The following is an 18,882-nucleotide window of genomic DNA, read 5'->3' on the forward strand; positions in this document are numbered from 1 at the left end:
TTTCATGAACTTGCTTTGAGCTAGCGCTCAGCCATGTGTTATAATTTACATATGAGAAAACCTCTATCGAGGCCATTCAAAGATGAGCGACCGCGTTTAACGAGGAGAGACTTTGCTCTACGACCAAAGATCCCTATAGCGGTGAGACTTTGCTCTACGACCAGAGATCCCTATAGCGGAGAGACTTTGCTCTACGACCAAAGATCCTATAGCGGAGAGACTTTGCTCTACGACCAAAGATCCCTATAGCGGAGAGACTTTGCTCTACGACCAAAGATCCCTATAGCGGAGAGACTTTGCTCTACGACCAAAGATCCCTATATTAGGTTTTATCCTAAGAAAGCGGTTTTCGGGAACCGAAAACTTATACTTTCTTATGTGGTAAAAACACGAGATTTGCCCGTTTTCTTGAAAACTCAGTAACGCTTATGATGCTAGTTTTGCTAAAGCAAAACGCTAAGGAGGAACCCATGTTCAAATTGTTTCGGCTTCTGAAACCGTACAAAGCTTCCGTAGTTGCGATTATTACCTTGATGCTTTTGCAATCACTGGCGCAGTTGTACCTGCCCACATTGCTCGCTGACATTGTCGATGTCGGAGTTGTGAAAGGAGATATTCCTTATATACTCCGGTTTGGCGCTTACATGCTTTTAGTAGCCATGGGCGCGATGGTTTGTGTGATCATCGCGAGCTACTTGTTGGCACGAACGGCGACAGGATTCGGCAGGGATTTACGACGAACACTTTTTACCCATGTGGAAAGCTTCTCCTTGCACGAATTTGATAAACTCGGTACTTCCTCCCTCATTACCAGAACCACGAATGACATCGCTCAAGTTCAGCAAGTGATTGTCATGATGCGGATGTTCATCGGCGCACCTACGATGCTAGTCGGTGGGGTCATCGTGGCCACTTATAAGGACGCTCATCTCGCCATTGTACTAATCTCCATCATCCCGATTCTTGCACTAGCTATTGTGGGGATCATGAGTAAAGGACTTCCCTTATTCAAAGCATTACAGCTCAAAATCGATGGCATCAATCTCGTGCTGCGAGAAAATTTAACCGGCATCCGTGTCATTCGCGCCTTTAACCGTTCCGAACATGAAAAGCGTAAATTCGAAAAAGCGAACCTAGATTACACACAAACAGCCGTAAAAGTAAATGTGATCATGTCTACGATGATGCCCATCATGATGCTTGTATTTAATCTTGGGGTTGTCGTCATTCTTTGGTACGGCGGAGTTCGTATTGATGCCAATCAAATGCAGATTGGTGACTTGATGGCCTTCATCCAATATGCCATGCAGATTATGTTTTCTATGTTCATGATGACGATGATTTTCATGATGATTCCACGTGCATCAGCTTCTGCTGTCCGTATTAATGAAGTTTTAGCCCTTCAATCTAACATACTTAGCGCCGAAATGGCTAAATCTCTAGATTCCAATCAAGCTGCTGTTGAATTTAAACATGTATCCTTTAGTTATCCTGGGGCTGAGCAGCCAGCAATCCGTGATGTATCCTTCCGCGCTGAGCCTGGTGAGGTAACAGCGATCATAGGAGGAACCGGATCAGGCAAGACGACTCTCCTTCATTTACTTTTGCGCTTCTATGACGTAGAGTCCGGCAGTATTATCATAGATGGTCATCCCCTGCCAACTTTGAAACTAGAGAGTTTAAGAGAGCAAATCGGTTATGTCCCGCAAAAGGCGGCACTGTTCTCAGGAACCGTTGCTGATAACATTCGTTTTGGGCGTGAGATGGCAACTGAAGAGGAAATTCAGCATGCTGCGACCACTGCGCAAGCTGCAGATTTCATCGCCGAGATGAAAGAAGGCTATCAAGCAGTTCTCGCCCAAGGTGGAACGAACTTATCCGGTGGCCAGAAGCAGCGGCTAGCTATTGCTCGTGCACTGGTTCGTAAACCGAATATCTATGTATTTGATGATAGTTTCTCTGCCCTTGATTTCAAAACAGATGCTAAGCTTCGAGCAGCTCTCAAAGCCGAAACCGAGCAATCAGCGATGATCGTTGTCGCTCAACGTGTCAGTACCATTATGGACGCTAACCGCATTATCGTAATGGAAGATGGACAAATTGCAGGGATAGGCACCCATTCAGATCTGATGAAAACATGTGCTGTGTATCAAGAAATTGTTGCTTCTCAGCTGTCAGAGGAGGAAATTGCATGAGTGACAAACCAAAGGAGAAAGCTCCTTCTCAAGCAGGGGTAAGTCCCGGTCACTTTGGCCGAGGCGGCATGGGTGGCATGGGAATGCCGGTCCAAAAGGCGAAGGATTTCAAAGGAACTATACGAAGGTTGTCCAGGTATATGAGTCCTTTCCGTGTATCTATCCTACTTGTTTTTATCTCAGCTGTGCTCAGCACACTTTTCAGTATAATTAGTCCCAAACTTATGGGAAACGCAACTACCATATTGTATGAAGGCTCTATCGCGAAGCTTAAGGGTGTTTCCGGCGCCAAACTTGATTTCGATGCCATTTTCCAAATCGTAATTATTCTTGCAGCTCTTTACATATTTAGCGCCATACTCACGTTCATTCAGCAGTGGATTATGGTCGGTGTCACACAGAAAATAGTATTTAATCTCCGTAGAGATATTAGTGATAAGCTCACCCGAGTACCTCTCTCCTTCTTCGACTCCTGTAGTCATGGGGACACGATGAGCCGGGCTACTAACGACGTAGACACTATCAGTTCTACCATGCAGCAAAGCTTGACTCAGTTGATTACTTCAATAGTGACTTTAGTCGGGATCATTATTATGATGCTAACGATTAGTCCTTTGTTGACCTTGGCCACCATCGTAACCTTGCCGCTTAGCATTTTGGGAACGAAAATGATTGCATCACGGTCTCAGAAGTATTTTAAAGGACAACAAAAAACACTTGGTGAACTTAATGGTCACGTGGAAGAAATGTACACAGGGCATACCATTGTCAAAGCTTTCGGCCGTGAGCAGAAATCCGTTGAGCAATTCAATGAAATTAATGAACGCTTGTATCATTCAGGCTGGCGTGCACAGTTTATCTCTGGGATGATATTCCCCCTTATGTCCTTTATCGGGAATATCGGCTACGTATTGGTCAGTGTGATTGGTGGCATCATGGTAACAAATGGGGCTATTAAAATCGGTGATATTCTAGCGTTTATTCAATATTCAGGACAATTTGGGATGCCTATTGCACAGGTGGCTAATATCGCCAACGTGATTCAATCCACAATCGCCGCCGCGGAACGTATCTTCGAGCTGTTAGATGAGCCTGAGGAAGTACTGGAACTCGCCCATGTAAAAACGACCCAGAATGTTCAGGGTCATGTTCAATTTAAACAGGTTACCTTTACTTACAAAGAGGATACCCCGTTAATTCAAGATATGAATATCCATGTAGAGCCAGGACAAACGGTTGCCATTGTTGGCCCCACAGGTGCGGGTAAAACTACGATTGTCAATCTACTCATGCGTTTCTACGAATTAAAGGGTGGTACAATTTCCATTGATGCGATAGATACTCGTGAAATGTCACGCAGCCATCTGCGCGGACTGTTCGGTATGGTACTGCAAGACACATGGCTGTTCAACGGAACGATCCGCGAGAATATCGCTTACGGGCGTGATGGTGCCACTGAAGACGAAATCGTTAGTGCTGCTCGCGCAGCCTATGCCGATCATTTCATTCGAACCTTACCGGAAGGTTACGATACCAAGCTGAATGAAGAAGCATCCAACCTTTCACATGGGCAAAAGCAGCTTCTCACCATTGCCCGCGCCATACTTGCGGATCCAACCATTTTGATTCTTGATGAAGCGACGAGCAGCGTAGATACACGCACGGAAGTTTCCATCCAAAAAGCGATGAATAACCTGATGGAGGGTCGCACAAGCTTCGTCATTGCACATCGACTTTCCACCATACGAGATGCCGATCTCATTCTTGTTATGAATCATGGTTCTGTTATTGAACAAGGAACACATGAACAACTACTGGAACAACGCGGCTTTTATGCAGATCTGTACAATAGTCAGTTCGCTCAAAAAGCTACATGAATACACATTGGCTGAAATGCCCCCTTTCTGATAATATAGGAGAGTCAATCTAAATTTTAAGGAGATGTCACCATGACCGAGATGAATACGTTAGAAATTATTCAATTTATTAAAGAAAGCAAGAAAAAAACGCCTGTTAAAGTATACGTAAAAGGAAACCTGGAAGGTATTAACTTTGGCGAAGGCAGCCAAACCTTCTTATCCGGCGGAAGCGGCGTTGTTTTTGGCGAATGGAGCGAAATTCAGCCCGTTCTTGAAGCAAACAAAGCGCAAATCGCGGATTTCGTTGTTGAAGCGGATCGCCGTAATTCTGCGATTCCAATGCTTGATCTGAAGCCAATCAATGCGCGCATTGAACCAGGTGCGATCATTCGTGATAAAGTACATATCGGTGATAACGCCGTCATCATGATGGGCGCTCTCATCAATATTGGCGCTTCTGTTGGCGATGGTACAATGATCGACATGAATGCTGTTCTTGGCGGTAGAGCACAAGTAGGCAAAATGTGTCACATCGGTGCTGGTGCAGTCGTTGCTGGCGTTATTGAGCCCCCTTCCGCTCAACCTTGTGTGATTGAGGATGATGTGCTTGTTGGAGCTAATGCCGTTATCTTGGAAGGTGTTCGTATCGGTAAAGGATCTGTTGTTGCTGCAGGCGCTATCGTTACACAAGATGTAGAAGAATATACGGTTGTAGCAGGAGCACCTGCACGAGTGATTAAGAAAGTGGACGATAAAACGAAGTCCAAAACAGAAATTTTACAAGATCTGCGCACCCTGTAAGGTGTTCTGGAGGAATTCACCATGCTTAGCCCCTTTATAGAGCTGCGCCGTCAGCTTCACCAAATTCCGGAGCCGGGCTTTCAAGAGTTCAAGACGCAACAGCTTCTCCTGGACCATCTTGCTAAGCTTCCTCAGGATAGAATGACGATCCGCACTTGGCGCACTGGCATTTTGGTCTACATCAAAGGTACTAATCCTACCAAACGCTTCGGATATCGAGCGGATATGGACGGGCTGCCCATTACGGAAGAGACCTCTCTTCCGTTTCCTTCCCAGCATCCAGGTTACATGCATGCTTGCGGACATGATTTTCACATGTCAATTGGGATGGGCGTTGTTACCCATTTCGCTCAGCAGCCGATGAAGGATGACCTGATTGTGCTGTTTCAGCCGGCAGAAGAAGGTCCAGGCGGCGCTTTACCCATGCTTGCTGCTGAAGAATTGCAGGATTGGAAGCCCGACCAGATGGTTGCTCTCCATATAGCTCCTGAATATCCAGTAGGCACGATTGCCACGAGGCCTGAGATCTTGTTTGCCAATACATCTGAGCTGTTCATTGACCTGCTGGGCAAAGGCGGACATGCCGCTTACCCGCACCAAGCAAACGATATGATCATAGCGGCGACACAAATGGTTGGTCAACTGCAAACTATTGTCTCTCGTAATGTGAATCCGCTTGATTCGGCTGTCATTACCATTGGTAAAATGGAAGCTGGCACCAAGCAGAACATCATCGCGGAAAAAGCCCGCTTGGAAGGTACGATTCGTACCCTTTCCGCTGACTCTATGAATAAGATCAAAAAACGTATCGAAGCTGTAGCTGCAGGAATCGAAAGTTCCTTTGAGTGTCAAGTCTCTATTGATTATGGCTCGAATTACCGCCAAGTGTTTAATGATCCTAGTTTGACCGTGGAATTCATGGACTGGCTGCGCGGTAAAGATAACGTACAGCTTGTGGAGTGTACAGAAGCGATGACAGGCGAAGACTTCGGCTACTTTTTGGAGCAAATACCTGGCTTCATGTTCTGGTTAGGGGTAGACACCCCTCATGGGCTGCATAACGCCAAGCTTGATCCTAATGAGAATGCTATTGATGTAGCCATTGATACCATTACAGCCTATTTACGGTTTAAATCTAATTAAAAGTAAAAACCTCCAACCCACTTTCATTGTGGATTTGGAGGTTTTTTGTATTGTTATATAAACGTAACGTCGACATATAAGATGCCTTACAATAAGCTAGCTCACGCTAGCTTATTTATAAAGCGCTCAAGACGATCAAGAGACTGTTCCAATACTTCTTGTGAATAAGCATAAGAAATTCGGATATAGCCTTCTCCGTAAGAAGTGAAAGCATCTCCAGGAACAACTGCAACATGTTCCTCATGAAGTAGTCTCATGGTAAATTCTTGAGAGGATAATCCGAACTTGGCAATGGAAGGGAACAAATAAAATGCCCCATTCGGCTTCTCTAACTCGAAACCCATAGCGAGCAAACGATCATAGACATAGTCCCTACGAACTTCATAGGCATTGCGCATAGGCAGAGCATCATCCACCCCAACTGTCAAAGCCTCTAATGCCGCATACTGGCTTACTGAGCTTGCGCAAGTCACATTATACTGATGCACCTTGACCATATGCTCCGTTATGTAAGCTGGCGCTAGTGTAAATCCAATTCGCCAACCTGTCATAGCGTGGGATTTAGAAAGGCCATTAATGACAATCGTCTTCTCACGAAGCTTACCCATCGTTGCAATAGACTGATGACGAACACCGTACACAAGCTCACTGTAAATTTCATCGGATAAAATAAACAATTCCCGATCTTCTAATAATTGTGCCAAATCGGCCAATTCCTGCTTCGTGAGTACTTGGCCTGTAGGATTAGATGGGTAGCACAAGATAACGCAGCGCGTGTTAGCTGTTAAATAAGGCTCGAGCAACTCAGCCGTTAATTTCAAGCCATTTGGTCTGGTATCGACATAGACAGGAATTCCCCCTGCCAATCTGATTAATGGCTCGTACCCAGGGTAAATAGGTGCGGGAATAATAACTTCCGCACCAGGTGTAAGAATGGTACGTAACGTAATGTCAACCGCTTGACTCGCTCCAGCGGTCACGATTATTTCATCAGCCGCGTGGTATTGTTGGCCGTACTTCGTGTGGACAAAGCTGGATACCGCTTCTCGCAGCTCCAATAGTCCGGGATTTTGCGTATAGACCGTTTTATTTTGATCCAATGCCCTCTGTCCAGCCTCAATAATATGCCGCGGCGTCGGGAAATCAGGCTGCCCAATCGTTAACGTCAATGCGCCTGGAATGGTGCTGACGAGATTAGATATTTTGCGTATGCCTGAAATTTGAATATCTTTCACTTGTGGATTAATCAGATGCTCCATGTGATTCACTCCTCTCCCACTCTGAAGAACCCTAGGATGTTCGAATTGTTTGCAGAAGGTTTTCCATATCAACTGGAATCGGTGCTTCGAATTGCAACCATTCCCCTGTTCGCGGATGCTTAAAGCCCAGAATGGCAGCGTGCAGCGCCTGGCCATCCATCAGCATCCCTTTGCTCTTGCCATACATCGGGTCCCCAACAAGAGGGTGTCCAATGAATTTCATATGCACACGAATTTGATGGGTTCTTCCTGTTTCCAGCTTCAGCTCCACCAAGGTAAAATCACCAAAGCGTTCGATAACTACGAAATGAGTTACCGCATGCTTGCTGTTTTTCTCCGTTACTGTATACATCTTGCGGTCATTTGAATCGCGACCTATCGGAGCGTCTATGGTACCTTGATCATGTTGTAGATTCCCATGTACTAAGGCGATATATTTGCGATTGACCGTATGAGCCTTTAACTGTTCTGCTAAGCTAGCGTGTGCTTTGTCGTTCTTTGCTGACATGATGAGACCGGATGTGTCCTTATCAATGCGATGTACGATTCCAGGACGCAGTTCTCCGTTGATGCCAGATAGATCCTTGCAATGGTACATCAATGCGTTAACCAATGTACCTGAGTAATGGCCAGGCGCTGGATGAACGACAAGTCCCCGCTGTTTATTGATTACGATGACATCGGCGTCTTCATATACCACATTCAGGGGAATGTTTTCCGCAGCAAGCTCAACACCTTGAGGTTCAGGAATTCGCAAAGAAATAACATCTTGTTCAGACAACTTATAGTTTGGTTTAGTGGTTTTCCCATTCACTTTAACATGCCCGTCTTTGACCCATTGCTGGACGAGTGTTCTTGACACATCTTCTTCCAATGCTTCCGTTATGAATTTATCAATACGTTCACTGGCATACTGCTCTTCAACCGTCCATTCGACGACATCATTTGTCACGGCCTCAGATGAGGTCTGATTTGTGTTCATTCGTTGCTCCTTTTTTTTCATTTCTCCAAGTAAGTAACGATTCTAAGAAAATCAGGATTACCCCGATTACGATGGCCGAATCAGCTAAATTGAAAATCGGATAAATATAATAAATGGCTTTGCCGAACAAGCTAAAATCAAAGGTAAACTGCAGGAAATCCACAACTTCACCGAATAAAGCTCGATCAATGAAATTACCGATTGCTCCTCCTAGCAGTAGACTAAGCGCAAAAGATAACAAAACTTTTCTTTCACGTATCGTCCGGCGCAAGTACCAGAGAATACCAATCACAACAATGAGCGTTATCACAATGAAAAACCATCTTTGGTTTTGCAAAATGCCAAATGCCGCGCCTCTATTGCGATGCGATGTCAGGATGAAAAAATCACCCAGCACCGGACGCTCCTCGCCAAGCGGAATTCGTTTCACAATAAACCATTTGGATACTTGATCCAAAATAAAAACGATGAGCGCATAAAAATAATATTTCATTATCTTTTCCTCCTAAGAGTTTTCGTAAGAAAACTTGCATCATAAACTTACTTCGTAAGCATTAACTTTTCGTAAGCTTTAAACAAGTTCCTCAATTTCAAGGAATTACCTCACTAAAAAAAGCTGTCACTCGGCATTATAACGGTAGGCATCAGCTGTTAGAAAGGAGCTGTACGATAACCTATGAGCCATTTATCCGAGGAGCAATTAAGAGAATTATATCTGCAATTATTGGAGGAAAAGCTTTATCTTGAGAAACATTTTGCCACGAATGATAATTATGGCCTGTCCAATTCTTTCAAAGATAGTACTGGAGAGCTCTCCATGTATGATAATCATCCAGGAGACATTGCCACAGAAATTTACGAACGGGAAAAAGATATTTCACTCAACGAACATGCTGAATTTCATTTAAATCAAGTCAATGAAGCCTTAGCTCGCATGGAGAGTGGAGAATATGGTATATGTGCGTTCAGCAAACAACCGATTCCCTTTGAGCGTCTTCAAGCTATCCCTACTACCATTTACAGCTTAGAACACGTTCCTGATCCTGAGCAATCATTCAGAAGACCTGTTGAAGAACAACTGCTCTACCCACCTTTTGGCCGAACCAGCTTTGACGAACGTGACGATGAGACCGAATTTGATGGTGAAGATGCCTGGCAAATCGTTGAAAGTTGGGGCACCTCCAATTCGCCAGCTTTTGCCGAAGACCCGAACGTGGGAAGCTACAACGAAATGTATATTGAAGCTGATGAACACGAAGGTTATGTTGAGTCTTTCGAGAGCTTTGTTGCGACAGACCTGTATGGTGAACATGTCACCATTGTTCGAGGTAAGGCCTACCGTGATTACATGCATAACGGCGAGGGCGATCCTCTACTCGAACCAGAAAACCTTTCCAATTCGGAGGATGAGCAGCTCTAGAAAAAACAGGACAAACGAGCTTCGCATGAAGCGAAAGCTCGTTTGCTTCCTTTACTCGTGGTAATGAGCCGAAACAACGTCATTACATCTCGCACATAGTGTCGGATGTTCTTTACTTTGCCCCACCTCAGGAGTCACTATCCAGCAGCGCTCGCACTTCTCGCCTTCAGCTACCGTGATAGCAATGGCCGCATCCTTCGATTGATATACCCCAGCAGGAGTCTCCGTTCCAGGTTTATGCACGCTCACAGCAGACACGATGAACAACTGATCCAACTGCTCCAATTGCATAAGTAAATCGTAAGCAGCTTCATTCGGATATAGATGAACAGCAGCTCCTAATGAGTTACCGATGACCTTCTCTTTACGTGCCTCTTCGAGAGCTTTCAGAACTTCATCTCTAACATCCAAGAAGCTATTCCATTTATTTTCCAATTCTTCCTTGTATAAACTTGAATCGACTTCCGGCAGTTCTGCTAACTGCACACTGCTGAGTTCAACACCAGGAATGTACTTCCATACTTCATCCGCTGTATGTGGAAGAATAGGTGAGATCAGCTTCGTAATCGCAGTTAAGGAAGCATATAATACGGTCTGCGAAGCTTTCCGAGCAGGATCATGAGGCGCGTTTGCATACAAACGATCCTTGATAATATCTAAGTAGAAAGAGCTCATTTCAACCGCGCAGAAATGATGAATTGTTTGGTAAACGACATGGAATTCATACGCTTCATAAGCCTTCACTACTTTCTCAATCATACGATTCAAACGGATCAACGCATAACGATCGAGTTCCGACAAACTCTCCGTCGCTACGCGATCTGTTTCTGGATTGAAATGACTCATGTTACCCAGCAAGAACCGCATCGTGTTGCGAATTTTACGGTATACTTCCGTCGTTTGGTTCAAGATATTATCCGAGATCCGGTGATCCGATTGATAATCGACTGAAGATACCCACAGACGCAGGATATCAGCACCTAGCTTACCACATACAACATTCGGATCAATCGTGTTTCCGATCGACTTGGACATTTTCCGTCCTTCTCCATCCAACGTAAAGCCATGGCTGAGTACGCCTTTATAAGGCGATTTCTCTCTTGTGGCAACACCTGTAATGAGGGAGGAGTTAAACCAACCACGGTACTGGTCAGAACCTTCCAAGTACAGATCCGCAGGCCACTGCAGCTCAGGACGGGATTCTAAAACAGCCACATGACTAGAACCAGAATCAAACCATACGTCCATGATATCCGTTTCCTTACGGAACTCACCATGACCACATTTGGAGCAGCTAGTTCCCTGAGGAAGGAGATCCTTCTCATCCTTGATAAACCAAGCATTTGAGCCTTCTTGCTCAAATAACTGAGCCACATGTTCAATGGTTTGCTCATTAACAAGCGGTTCGTTACAGCTCCGGCAGTAGAAGATCGGAATAGGCACACCCCATGCACGCTGCCTCGAGATACACCAGTCTCCACGATCTGCAATCATGTTATGCAGGCGGATTTCGCCCCACTCCGGTGTCCACTTCACTTGCTTAATTTCATCCAGCATCTCTTGTCTGAATTTATCGATAGACGCGAACCACTGCTCTGTTGCTCGATAAATAACAGGCTTCTTCGTGCGCCAATCATGGGCATATTGATGCTGAATTTCTCCAGCTTTAAGCAATAGACCTGATTCCTGCAGCTTTTCGATAATCAACTTGCCGCCTTTTTCGTAGAACATGCCTTCGAAGCCCGGTGCTTCAGCGGTGAAATGCCCTTGATCATCCACAGGACATAGCACTCCGATGTTATAACGTTGTCCAATCGCGAAATCGTCTTCCCCGTGTCCAGGAGCTGTGTGTACACATCCAGTACCTGCTTCTAGTGTCACATGTTCCCCAACCATAACAAGCGATTCACGGTCATAGAAAGGATGCTGACACGTAACGAACTCGAGCTCGCTGCCTTTTACTGTCGACAATACTTCGTAATCGGCCCAGCCAATTTCCTTAGCTGCTGCTGCAAGCAAGCCCTGTGCAAGTACATATTTTTTCCCATTGGCTTGAACAACAGCATAGTCAAACTCAGGGTGAAGTGAAATGCCCAGATTGGCAGGCAGTGTCCATGCCGTTGTCGTCCAGATCACAATAGCGGCATCCTCTGGCAGCTTGCCTTTGCCGTCTTTAACAGGGAACGCCACATAAATGGAAGTGGACGTTTTTTCTTTGTACTCAATCTCAGCTTCTGCAAGTGCACTTTCGGAAGATGGGGACCAATAGACAGGCTTCAAACCTTTGTAGACAAAGCCTTTTTGCACCATTTTACCGAATACTCGAATTTGCTGAGCTTCATAATTCGGCTGCAGTGTGATATACGGATTCTTCCAGTCACCGCGGATACCCAGACGCTGGAATTGGCTCTTCTGTTTCTCAACAGACTGAAGAGCGTACTCTTTGCAATATTCACGGAACTCAGGGACGGTCATTTTTTTACGATCAACTTTACCGCTATTCGTAATGACTTGCTCAATCGGCAAGCCATGTGTATCCCAACCTGGAACATAAGGTGCATCGAAGCCTTGCAGCGTTTTGAATCGTACGATGATATCTTTTAATACCTTGTTGAGCGCATGCCCGATATGAATATCTCCGTTCGCGTACGGAGGCCCGTCATGAAGAATAAATTTGGTTCTGCCACTACGACTCTCCTGCACTTTGGCATAGATGTCCTCAGCTTCCCAATGCTCTTGCATTTTCGGTTCCGCTTGCGGCAAATTGCCTCTCATCGGAAATTCCGTTTGTAGTAAATTTAATGTTTTGCCATAATCCATGCTAACCTCTCCATTCCTGCCTCAAACTTTATGTTGTCAAAAAAAACAAAAAAAGCCTCTCATCCCCAAAAGGGACGAGAAACTTTAGCTCGCGGTACCACCCTCGTTAACAAGCAAAATGAACATACACCTTCCGGCGTATCGAACACAAGCTTAATCACTCGATCATGTGTAACGGCATGACCCGTTTCTCTCTACTCGCTTCAAGAGACGCTCCTGGGGGATATTCGGTACGCTGCAGAGATTAGGCTCACACCAATACCCTAATTCGCTGACACTGCTCATTCGACCTACTCGTTCCAGTCATAGCTTTACTGAGATACATTTAACAGGAGTATAACCAATTCGTTAGGCATAGTCAATATGACAGCCACCTAATCATTGATTCCTACTCTTCTTTATTTTCAAACTGCATACTTTGCCAGCCTTCCGTGTTGAGCAGCTCTAATTGTGCTTCAAGCAGCGTCCGGAAGCGTGTGCGATAAATGGAGGCTTGTTTTTTCAACTCTTCAATCTCCAAAGCAACCTTGCGTGAACGTGTCAAGGATTCATTAATAATTCGATCTGCATTCTTCTCAGCTTCCTTCAAGATCAGCTGTGCTTCTTTCTTGGCGTTGCTTCTCACTTCATCCGCAGCTTCTTGAGCAACAATAATTGTTTTACTAAGTGATTCCTCAATATTCGTGAAATGGTCCAAACGTTCCTGCAGTGTCACCGTTTGATTGTGCAAGTCTTTATTCTCACGAATCAATGCCTCGTAATCCTTAATAACTTGATCCAGGAATTCATTCACTTGATCTTCATCATAACCGCGGAACGAGCGAGAAAACTCCTTATTATGTATGTCTAGCGGTGTTAATGGCATTAGTGCCCCTCCTTAGCGTTTTGCGCAGCAAAACTGACTTCGTAAGCATAAGCTGAGCTTTCTTCCAAGAAAGCTAGTTTGAACCCACATCTATACTGATCAGTTCGACAGAAAATAAGCAATTCCTGCAAAGTTCGTGGATAAATTATCCACGTTCATGCAAATTTGCCGATCTTCACACGAATTCGCCCTTTTTTCGTTACGCCTTCCACTTCAAGCACCTTGAATCTACCAAATCCTTGCAAAGACACCATATCCCCTTCTTTAAGAGGCTTACTAGGATCTTCCTCCAGCTTCCAATTGACGCGGCAGCGGCCAGCTTGAATGGGAACCAATATTTTAGCTCGGCTAAGCCTGAATACATCGCTCACAATCCCGTCCATACGCATAGATGCAACAGACAGGTTCAGCTCGTCCAATTGTACTTGAGCGAGTTCCAGCTTATCTAACGACAGCAGTTCTGTTTGTACATGAACCCTATGTACCTGGGACAAATTCAAATGCAGGTAATCTGCAGCATCCTGGGTAACCAGACAATGGCAGCCGCCCTCTATAACATGAATATCGCCAACCTTGTCTCGCTTCATGCCGAGTCCAAGAATGGCGCCCATGTAATCTCCATGTTCTAATGTTAAAAATTTGCCGTCTCCGGAAGAAACCGACAAGACCGCCATCGCCATATCTTCCCCATCCAAAGATCGGTAATCAGGGGCAATCAGAGCCCTTCTTCGTTCGGCTGCCGAGTAGCCACCATCTAACCGACAATGGACATCAGGGTGACGGTTAACGAGTGATGTCAGTATAAAAGCTTGTCTGGGGTCCAGAAAATCTGTTAGCTTCACAGCATGCTGCTCAGCAGCCCGCTCCACCCAATCCCAGGCTTTGTCAACAAAATGATGTTCATCCGAATGAAAATGACCATAGAGTTCTTTTGGCAATGTTAGAACAACCCCACAATGAAATCGAGCACAGCCATAATCCCCATAACCACAAATCGCAGTGCGATTAAGGCCACAATTGGCGAAAGATCAATAAACCCTATGCTAGGAATAATTTTCCGGAAAGGGCTTAAATACGGTTCAACCAATTTCCCAAGAAGTCCTCCGACGAAGCTCTCACGTGCGCTAGGAAACCAAGAAAGAATTAAATAGCCAATAATCATGAAATAATAAATTTCCATCAAAATACTAAGATAATAGTGAACGTAATTCACGTAAGCATCCACCTCTGTGTTAGGATATGAACCTATTCCTCACCCATCATTTCGGAGATGTGACCATGAATATCAACTGAATCTGGTGTACACAGAAAGATATTCGGTCCCAGTTTGGAAATAGACCCATTCAAAGCATATACCGTCCCGCTTAAGAAATCTACGATACGTATGGCTTGATCGCCACGAACTCGCTGTAAGTTGACGATCACGGCTCTTCGGGAACGAAGATGATCTGCGATGTCTTGTGTTTCTTCATAGGTTCGAGGTTCACTTAGCACGACACGTGCATTTTTCTGTGAATGAATGCTGACGACATTAGCCTTATTTTTATTACGTAATTCATAAGGATTGGTTTCAGGTTCTTCTGTTGCTTCCACAATACGCTCCCGCTCAACAACCTCTTCCTCTTCTTGCAGCCCAAGAAAATTCATAAATCGGTTATAAACACCCACTATAGTTCCCTCCTTATCATGTTCTTAAATCAGGTTAACTAAAGTTCTTTCCCTACCAAAACAGTACCCAAACGAACCCAAGTTGCACCTTCTTCAATCGCTACTTCAAAGTCTCCAGACATACCCATGGATAACTCCGTAATCTCGTACGGGAAAATTTTCCGTTCATTCAGACGGTCTCGCAATTCTCTCAATCCACGGAAGACAGGTCTTGTTGCATTGGCCTCCATCTCGTAAGGAGCCATGGTCATCAAACCTGTGATATGTATATGTTTTAGCCTACTAACTTCTGTAGCAAAATCGAAGAAATGCTCAGGTGCAATGCCATACTTTGACTCTTCCCCGGAAACGTTCACTTGCAATAAACAATTTACTTCAATTCCCAAAGCTGCAGCCTGCTTGTCCAGTTCTTTGGCCAGAGATATCCGATCCAACGAGTGAATGTAGGCGAATTTGCCAATGACATCTTTTACTTTATTCGTTTGCAAATGTCCAATGAAATGCCATGTTCCCCGTTCGTGGAGCGCTTCCCACTTCGGCTTTACATCCTGCCATCGATTCTCACCAATATGCAGAAGTCCTGCATCCAATACGCTTTTGGTCGTCTCTAAGGAAACATATTTCGTTACAGCAATAATCTTAACATCGTTCTCTTTCCGTCCAGACCGCTTACATGCTGCGTCGACACGGGCTTCAACCTCATCTTTACGGGCCAGTAAACTCACTTATGCAGACACCTCAATTCAACACTTCGCTTGCACCAATCTCCTCAAAGAAGACCCATCCAAGCAATCATTCTACCTGTAGAACCGCCTTCTTTTCGATGTGAAAAAAAGAGATCAGTGCTACAACTCGTACATAACTGTGATACTTCGATATGGGACGACAAAATTCCTGCTTGAAGTAACAATTTTCGGTTCAATTCTTGCAAATTCAGCATATACTTGCCATTTCCTTTGTCGACCATAACAGCTTGATGCTCTTCTGATGATGCTTCGATATCGGTAAGTACATGGTTCACACGATTAGCTACAGTCTCATCAACCTCATAGCAGCAGGCTCTTATGGATGGACCTATTGCCGCGCGAATGTCTGTGGCCTGACTACCAAAAGTATGTGTCATTAAGGATATAGTAGCCATGGAAATGTTTAACACTGTGCCTTTCCAACCTGCATGAGCAAGCCCGGCAACACGCTTAACAGGATCGTAGAAAAATAACGGTACACAATCTGCAAATTGCGCACATAGAACGATCCCTTTCTCATTAGTAATGAATCCGTCTTTCGCTTGAATAGCCGTTTCCCTTGATGCTCTGCCCATTCCCTTTTCCTGTAGACTTACTACAGTGACTTCGTTACTATGTACCTGTTCTGCATATGTGAATGCTTCAAACGGCTGTCCTACGGCCTCAGCGATCAACTCACGATTCCTCACCACATGCTCTGGTACATCATTCACATGCAGTCCGCAATTAAGCGTTGAATAGGATCCCTGACTCACTCCTCCATGGCGGGACGTAAAACCAACAGTCAATTCACTATATTGCTCCATCCAGTTTGCTATCGTAAATAGGACTGGCCCATCTTCTTTCCCTTGTTTCACAAATGGTTCCACGGTTGTCTCTCTCCCCACACTTGGATCTTTACTCCTTTTACTTTAGCACAAAATAAAAAGACACACGATGTTTGCTTCGCCTGCCCATGAAGCAGCAGCCTTGGCTCGTGTGCCTTCCGTCAATTACGGAATTGCTGATTGAACTCATAAACACCTTCGTTATCATCCGCTTGACGATAAGGCCGGACATCTTCTAATTTCACAAGAACGACATCGGCACCAATTTTCACAATATGCTTCCAAGGTATAATGACATCTGTCCCTGTACCGAACAACCCGAAAAATCGGCTTTGATTAGGTACAACAATCGATTCGATACGGCCCTGACGCAGATCAAGCTCCAAATCACTGATTTGCCCGAGCTTTTTACCATCGACAATATTGATTACATCTTTCGTCTGGAAATCAGATATTTTCATGAGGCTATTCACCACGAATCTCATTAGGATTTTTAACTGATTTTGTACTAGTATATGTGCGGTGTGGGCAAAATGTCCTGAAAACCAAAAAAAGACCTTCACGGCTTGTCTCAGCCGATCCAGTCTTTATGTTAATTACGATTTCACATGTTTCTGCATCTGACAGATGGCCGATTTCTCAAGCCTAGAAACCTGCGCTTGGGAAATGCCAATCTCATCGGCAACCTCCATCTGCGTTTTCCCTTCAAAAAAGCGCATGGAGAGAATCATCTTCTCCCTAGCATTTAGTTTACGCATAGCTTCGCGAAGAGCAATTCCTTCAATCCAAGACATGTCCTTATTGCGCTCATCACTGATCTGGTCCATGACATAGATGGGATCTCCGCCATCATGATAAATCGGTTCGAATAACGATACCGGGTCTTGAATGGCATCAAGCGCGAATACGACATCCTCCTTAGGCACATTAAGGGCCTCGGAGATTTCGTAGATCGTAGGCTCGCGTGAATTCTGATTCGTCAAGCTGTCTCTGACTTGCAAAGCTTTGTAAGCAATATCTCTTAAGGAACGAGAAACGCGAATCGGGTTATTATCTCGTAAGTAGCGGCGAATCTCACCTATAATCATCGGTACAGCATAGGTTGAGAACTTGACGTTTTGACTTAAATCAAAGTTATCAATGGCTTTCATCAAACCAATACAGCCAACTTGGAAGAGATCGTCCACATACTCTCCGCGATTGTTGAACCGCTGGATCACACTTAGAACCAACCTTAGGTTCCCATTGACCAATTTCTCTCTTGCAGATCGTTCTTGTTTCGTCTGCAAATCAGAGAACAATTCACGCATTTCAGCATTGGTCAGAACAGGCAGTTTGGCGGTATCAACACCACATATCTCAACTTTATTTCGGGTCACCGTGATTACCTCCCAAGGAGAAACATTACTGTTAATTATCCCCGTGAGCGGTTGATTTATTCCTGTCCTATCCCCTATGGAGCTACTTGACAAAAGGGTTTCGACTCGCTCCCTCCCGTGACTGCTGAACAATTTCGACATGACCTGTCAAAAAATATTTTTCAGACCATCTTATTAAATTCCTTACGAAGCCTTTTAATAATGCGCTTTTCTAATCTGGAGATATACGATTGTGAAATGCCCAGTAAATCAGCGACGTCCTTTTGCGTTTTTTCCTCCCCGTCTTGTAGGCCAAAACGAAGCTCCATGATGATGCGTTCCCGTTCTGTTAACTTATCAAGTGCTTTATGCAGCAGCTTTCGATCTACCTGTTCTTCAATATTTCTGTAAATGGTATCATTTTCGGTCCCTAAAACATCAGATAGCAGAAGTTCATTTCCGTCCCAATCAATGTTAAGCGGTTCATCAAATGAAACTTCCGTACGTATTTTACTGTTTCGTCTTAAGTACATGAGAATTTCATTTTCAATACAGCGTGAAGCATAAGTAGCTAGCTTGATCTTTTTCTCCGGGTCAAATGTGTTCACCGCTTTAATTAGGCCGATGGCACCGATAGAAACCAAATCCTCGATATTGATGCCAGTATTTTCGAACTTTCTAGCTATATAAACAACCAATCTCAGGTTGCGCTCAATCAGCATAGCTCGCACTGCGGCATCCCCGGACGGTAACTTTTCCAATAAGTACTCTTCTTCTTCTCTCGTCAGTGGAGGCGGCAACGCTTCACTGCCACCAATGTAATAGATTTCTTCGCCTTTGAGACCTAATAGCATTAAAATACGAAAATACGCTAGTTGAAAAAGCATTTTCCACTTCAAGAACATGTTAGTTTCCTCCTAAGAGTTTTGCGTATGCAAA

The 18,882-nt window shown here is 44.6% G+C and carries 18 protein-coding genes and 1 other annotated feature; of the genes, 5 read left to right on the forward strand and 13 right to left on the reverse strand.

Translation table 11 applies throughout. The annotated features are described in order from the left end of the window. Positions 1-470: 470 nt before the first annotated feature. From QFZ80_RS19020 to QFZ80_RS19035, 4 genes are all read left to right on the forward strand, one after another. A complete protein-coding gene (locus QFZ80_RS19020) occupies positions 471-2,195 on the forward strand; it encodes an ABC transporter ATP-binding protein (protein WP_307560508.1) in 1,725 nt (574 codons plus the stop codon). Continuing rightward, complete coding sequence (locus tag QFZ80_RS19025; protein WP_307560510.1) at positions 2,192-4,072, forward strand: ABC transporter ATP-binding protein; 1,881 nt, start codon at positions 2,192-2,194, stop codon at positions 4,070-4,072. Before QFZ80_RS19020 ends, QFZ80_RS19025 begins: the two co-directional genes overlap by 4 nt. Before the next feature lie 72 nt (positions 4,073-4,144). Then, positions 4,145-4,855: a 2,3,4,5-tetrahydropyridine-2,6-dicarboxylate N-acetyltransferase gene (gene dapD / locus QFZ80_RS19030; RefSeq protein WP_307555198.1), complete on the forward strand. Its 711-nt coding sequence runs from the start codon at positions 4,145-4,147 to the stop codon at positions 4,853-4,855. Positions 4,856-4,876: 21 nt separating this feature from the next. Continuing rightward, complete coding sequence (locus tag QFZ80_RS19035) at positions 4,877-5,998, forward strand: N-acetyldiaminopimelate deacetylase (protein ID WP_307555196.1); 1,122 nt, start codon at positions 4,877-4,879, stop codon at positions 5,996-5,998. Positions 5,999-6,099: 101 nt separating this feature from the next. Here QFZ80_RS19035 and QFZ80_RS19040 read toward each other — a convergent pair whose 3' ends face one another. From QFZ80_RS19040 to lspA, 3 genes are read right to left on the reverse strand one after another with little or no spacing between them, the layout of a single operon-like run. Then, positions 6,100-7,257 (reverse strand): aminotransferase A, encoded by a 1,158-nt coding sequence (locus QFZ80_RS19040; RefSeq protein WP_307555194.1) that lies wholly within the window; start codon positions 7,255-7,257, stop codon positions 6,100-6,102. Positions 7,258-7,288: 31 nt separating this feature from the next. Continuing rightward, the gene (locus QFZ80_RS19045) at positions 7,289-8,239 is read right to left on the reverse strand and encodes an RluA family pseudouridine synthase (RefSeq protein ID WP_307555192.1); all 951 of its coding nucleotides are present in this window, start codon (positions 8,237-8,239) and stop codon (positions 7,289-7,291) included. Further along, positions 8,214-8,732 (reverse strand): signal peptidase II, encoded by a 519-nt coding sequence (gene lspA / locus QFZ80_RS19050; protein WP_307555190.1) that lies wholly within the window; start codon positions 8,730-8,732, stop codon positions 8,214-8,216. The genes QFZ80_RS19045 and lspA overlap by 26 nt, the downstream gene beginning before the upstream one ends. 183 nt (positions 8,733-8,915) lie before the next feature. On the opposite strand from lspA, the gene QFZ80_RS19055 reads away from it, so the two are divergent. Continuing rightward, positions 8,916-9,659, forward strand: coding sequence for a TraR/DksA C4-type zinc finger protein (locus QFZ80_RS19055; protein WP_307555188.1), 744 nt, complete (start codon positions 8,916-8,918; stop codon positions 9,657-9,659). Between the two features lie 51 nt (positions 9,660-9,710). On the opposite strand, the gene ileS is transcribed toward QFZ80_RS19055, so the two are convergent. The 10 genes from ileS to sigE form a co-directional block, all read right to left on the reverse strand. Continuing rightward, entirely contained in the window at positions 9,711-12,479 is a 2,769-nt protein-coding gene (ileS, locus tag QFZ80_RS19060; protein ID WP_307555186.1) for an isoleucine--tRNA ligase, read from the reverse strand. Positions 12,480-12,546: 67 nt separating this feature from the next. Then, positions 12,547-12,795, reverse strand: a binding site (T-box leader). 72 nt (positions 12,796-12,867) lie between these two features. Continuing rightward, positions 12,868-13,344, reverse strand: a complete 477-nt coding sequence (locus QFZ80_RS19065) for a DivIVA domain-containing protein (RefSeq protein WP_029196502.1) — start codon at positions 13,342-13,344, stop codon at positions 12,868-12,870. A gap of 155 nt (positions 13,345-13,499) precedes the next feature. Then, on the reverse strand, positions 13,500-14,282 hold the full coding sequence (locus QFZ80_RS19070; RefSeq protein ID WP_307555184.1) for a YlmH family RNA-binding protein: 783 nt from the start codon (positions 14,280-14,282) through the stop codon (positions 13,500-13,502). A 2-nt stretch (positions 14,283-14,284) separates the two neighbouring features. Further along, positions 14,285-14,524, reverse strand: coding sequence for a YggT family protein (locus QFZ80_RS19075; protein ID WP_373460417.1), 240 nt, complete (start codon positions 14,522-14,524; stop codon positions 14,285-14,287). 65 nt (positions 14,525-14,589) lie between these two features. After that, positions 14,590-15,012 carry a cell division protein SepF gene (locus QFZ80_RS19080; RefSeq protein ID WP_171648417.1) on the reverse strand — a complete coding sequence of 141 codons (423 nt, stop codon included), beginning with the start codon at positions 15,010-15,012 and terminating at the stop codon, positions 14,590-14,592. A gap of 38 nt (positions 15,013-15,050) precedes the next feature. Next, positions 15,051-15,737: a YggS family pyridoxal phosphate-dependent enzyme gene (locus QFZ80_RS19085; RefSeq protein ID WP_307555179.1), complete on the reverse strand. Its 687-nt coding sequence runs from the start codon at positions 15,735-15,737 to the stop codon at positions 15,051-15,053. Positions 15,738-15,781: 44 nt separating this feature from the next. After that, positions 15,782-16,627 carry a peptidoglycan editing factor PgeF gene (gene pgeF / locus QFZ80_RS19090; RefSeq protein WP_307555176.1) on the reverse strand — a complete coding sequence of 282 codons (846 nt, stop codon included), beginning with the start codon at positions 16,625-16,627 and terminating at the stop codon, positions 15,782-15,784. A 119-nt stretch (positions 16,628-16,746) separates the two neighbouring features. Beyond that, complete coding sequence (locus tag QFZ80_RS19095) at positions 16,747-17,046, reverse strand: YlmC/YmxH family sporulation protein (protein ID WP_307555174.1); 300 nt, start codon at positions 17,044-17,046, stop codon at positions 16,747-16,749. Between the two features lie 135 nt (positions 17,047-17,181). Then, positions 17,182-17,964 (reverse strand): RNA polymerase sporulation sigma factor SigG, encoded by a 783-nt coding sequence (gene sigG / locus QFZ80_RS19100; protein ID WP_029196509.1) that lies wholly within the window; start codon positions 17,962-17,964, stop codon positions 17,182-17,184. A 161-nt stretch (positions 17,965-18,125) separates the two neighbouring features. Beyond that, positions 18,126-18,848, reverse strand: coding sequence for an RNA polymerase sporulation sigma factor SigE (sigE, locus tag QFZ80_RS19105; RefSeq protein WP_307555171.1), 723 nt, complete (start codon positions 18,846-18,848; stop codon positions 18,126-18,128). Between the last annotated feature and the right edge of the window lie 34 nt (positions 18,849-18,882).

This window comes from Paenibacillus sp. V4I7 (assembly GCF_030817275.1).
Taxonomy (GTDB): domain Bacteria; phylum Bacillota; class Bacilli; order Paenibacillales; family NBRC-103111; genus Paenibacillus_E.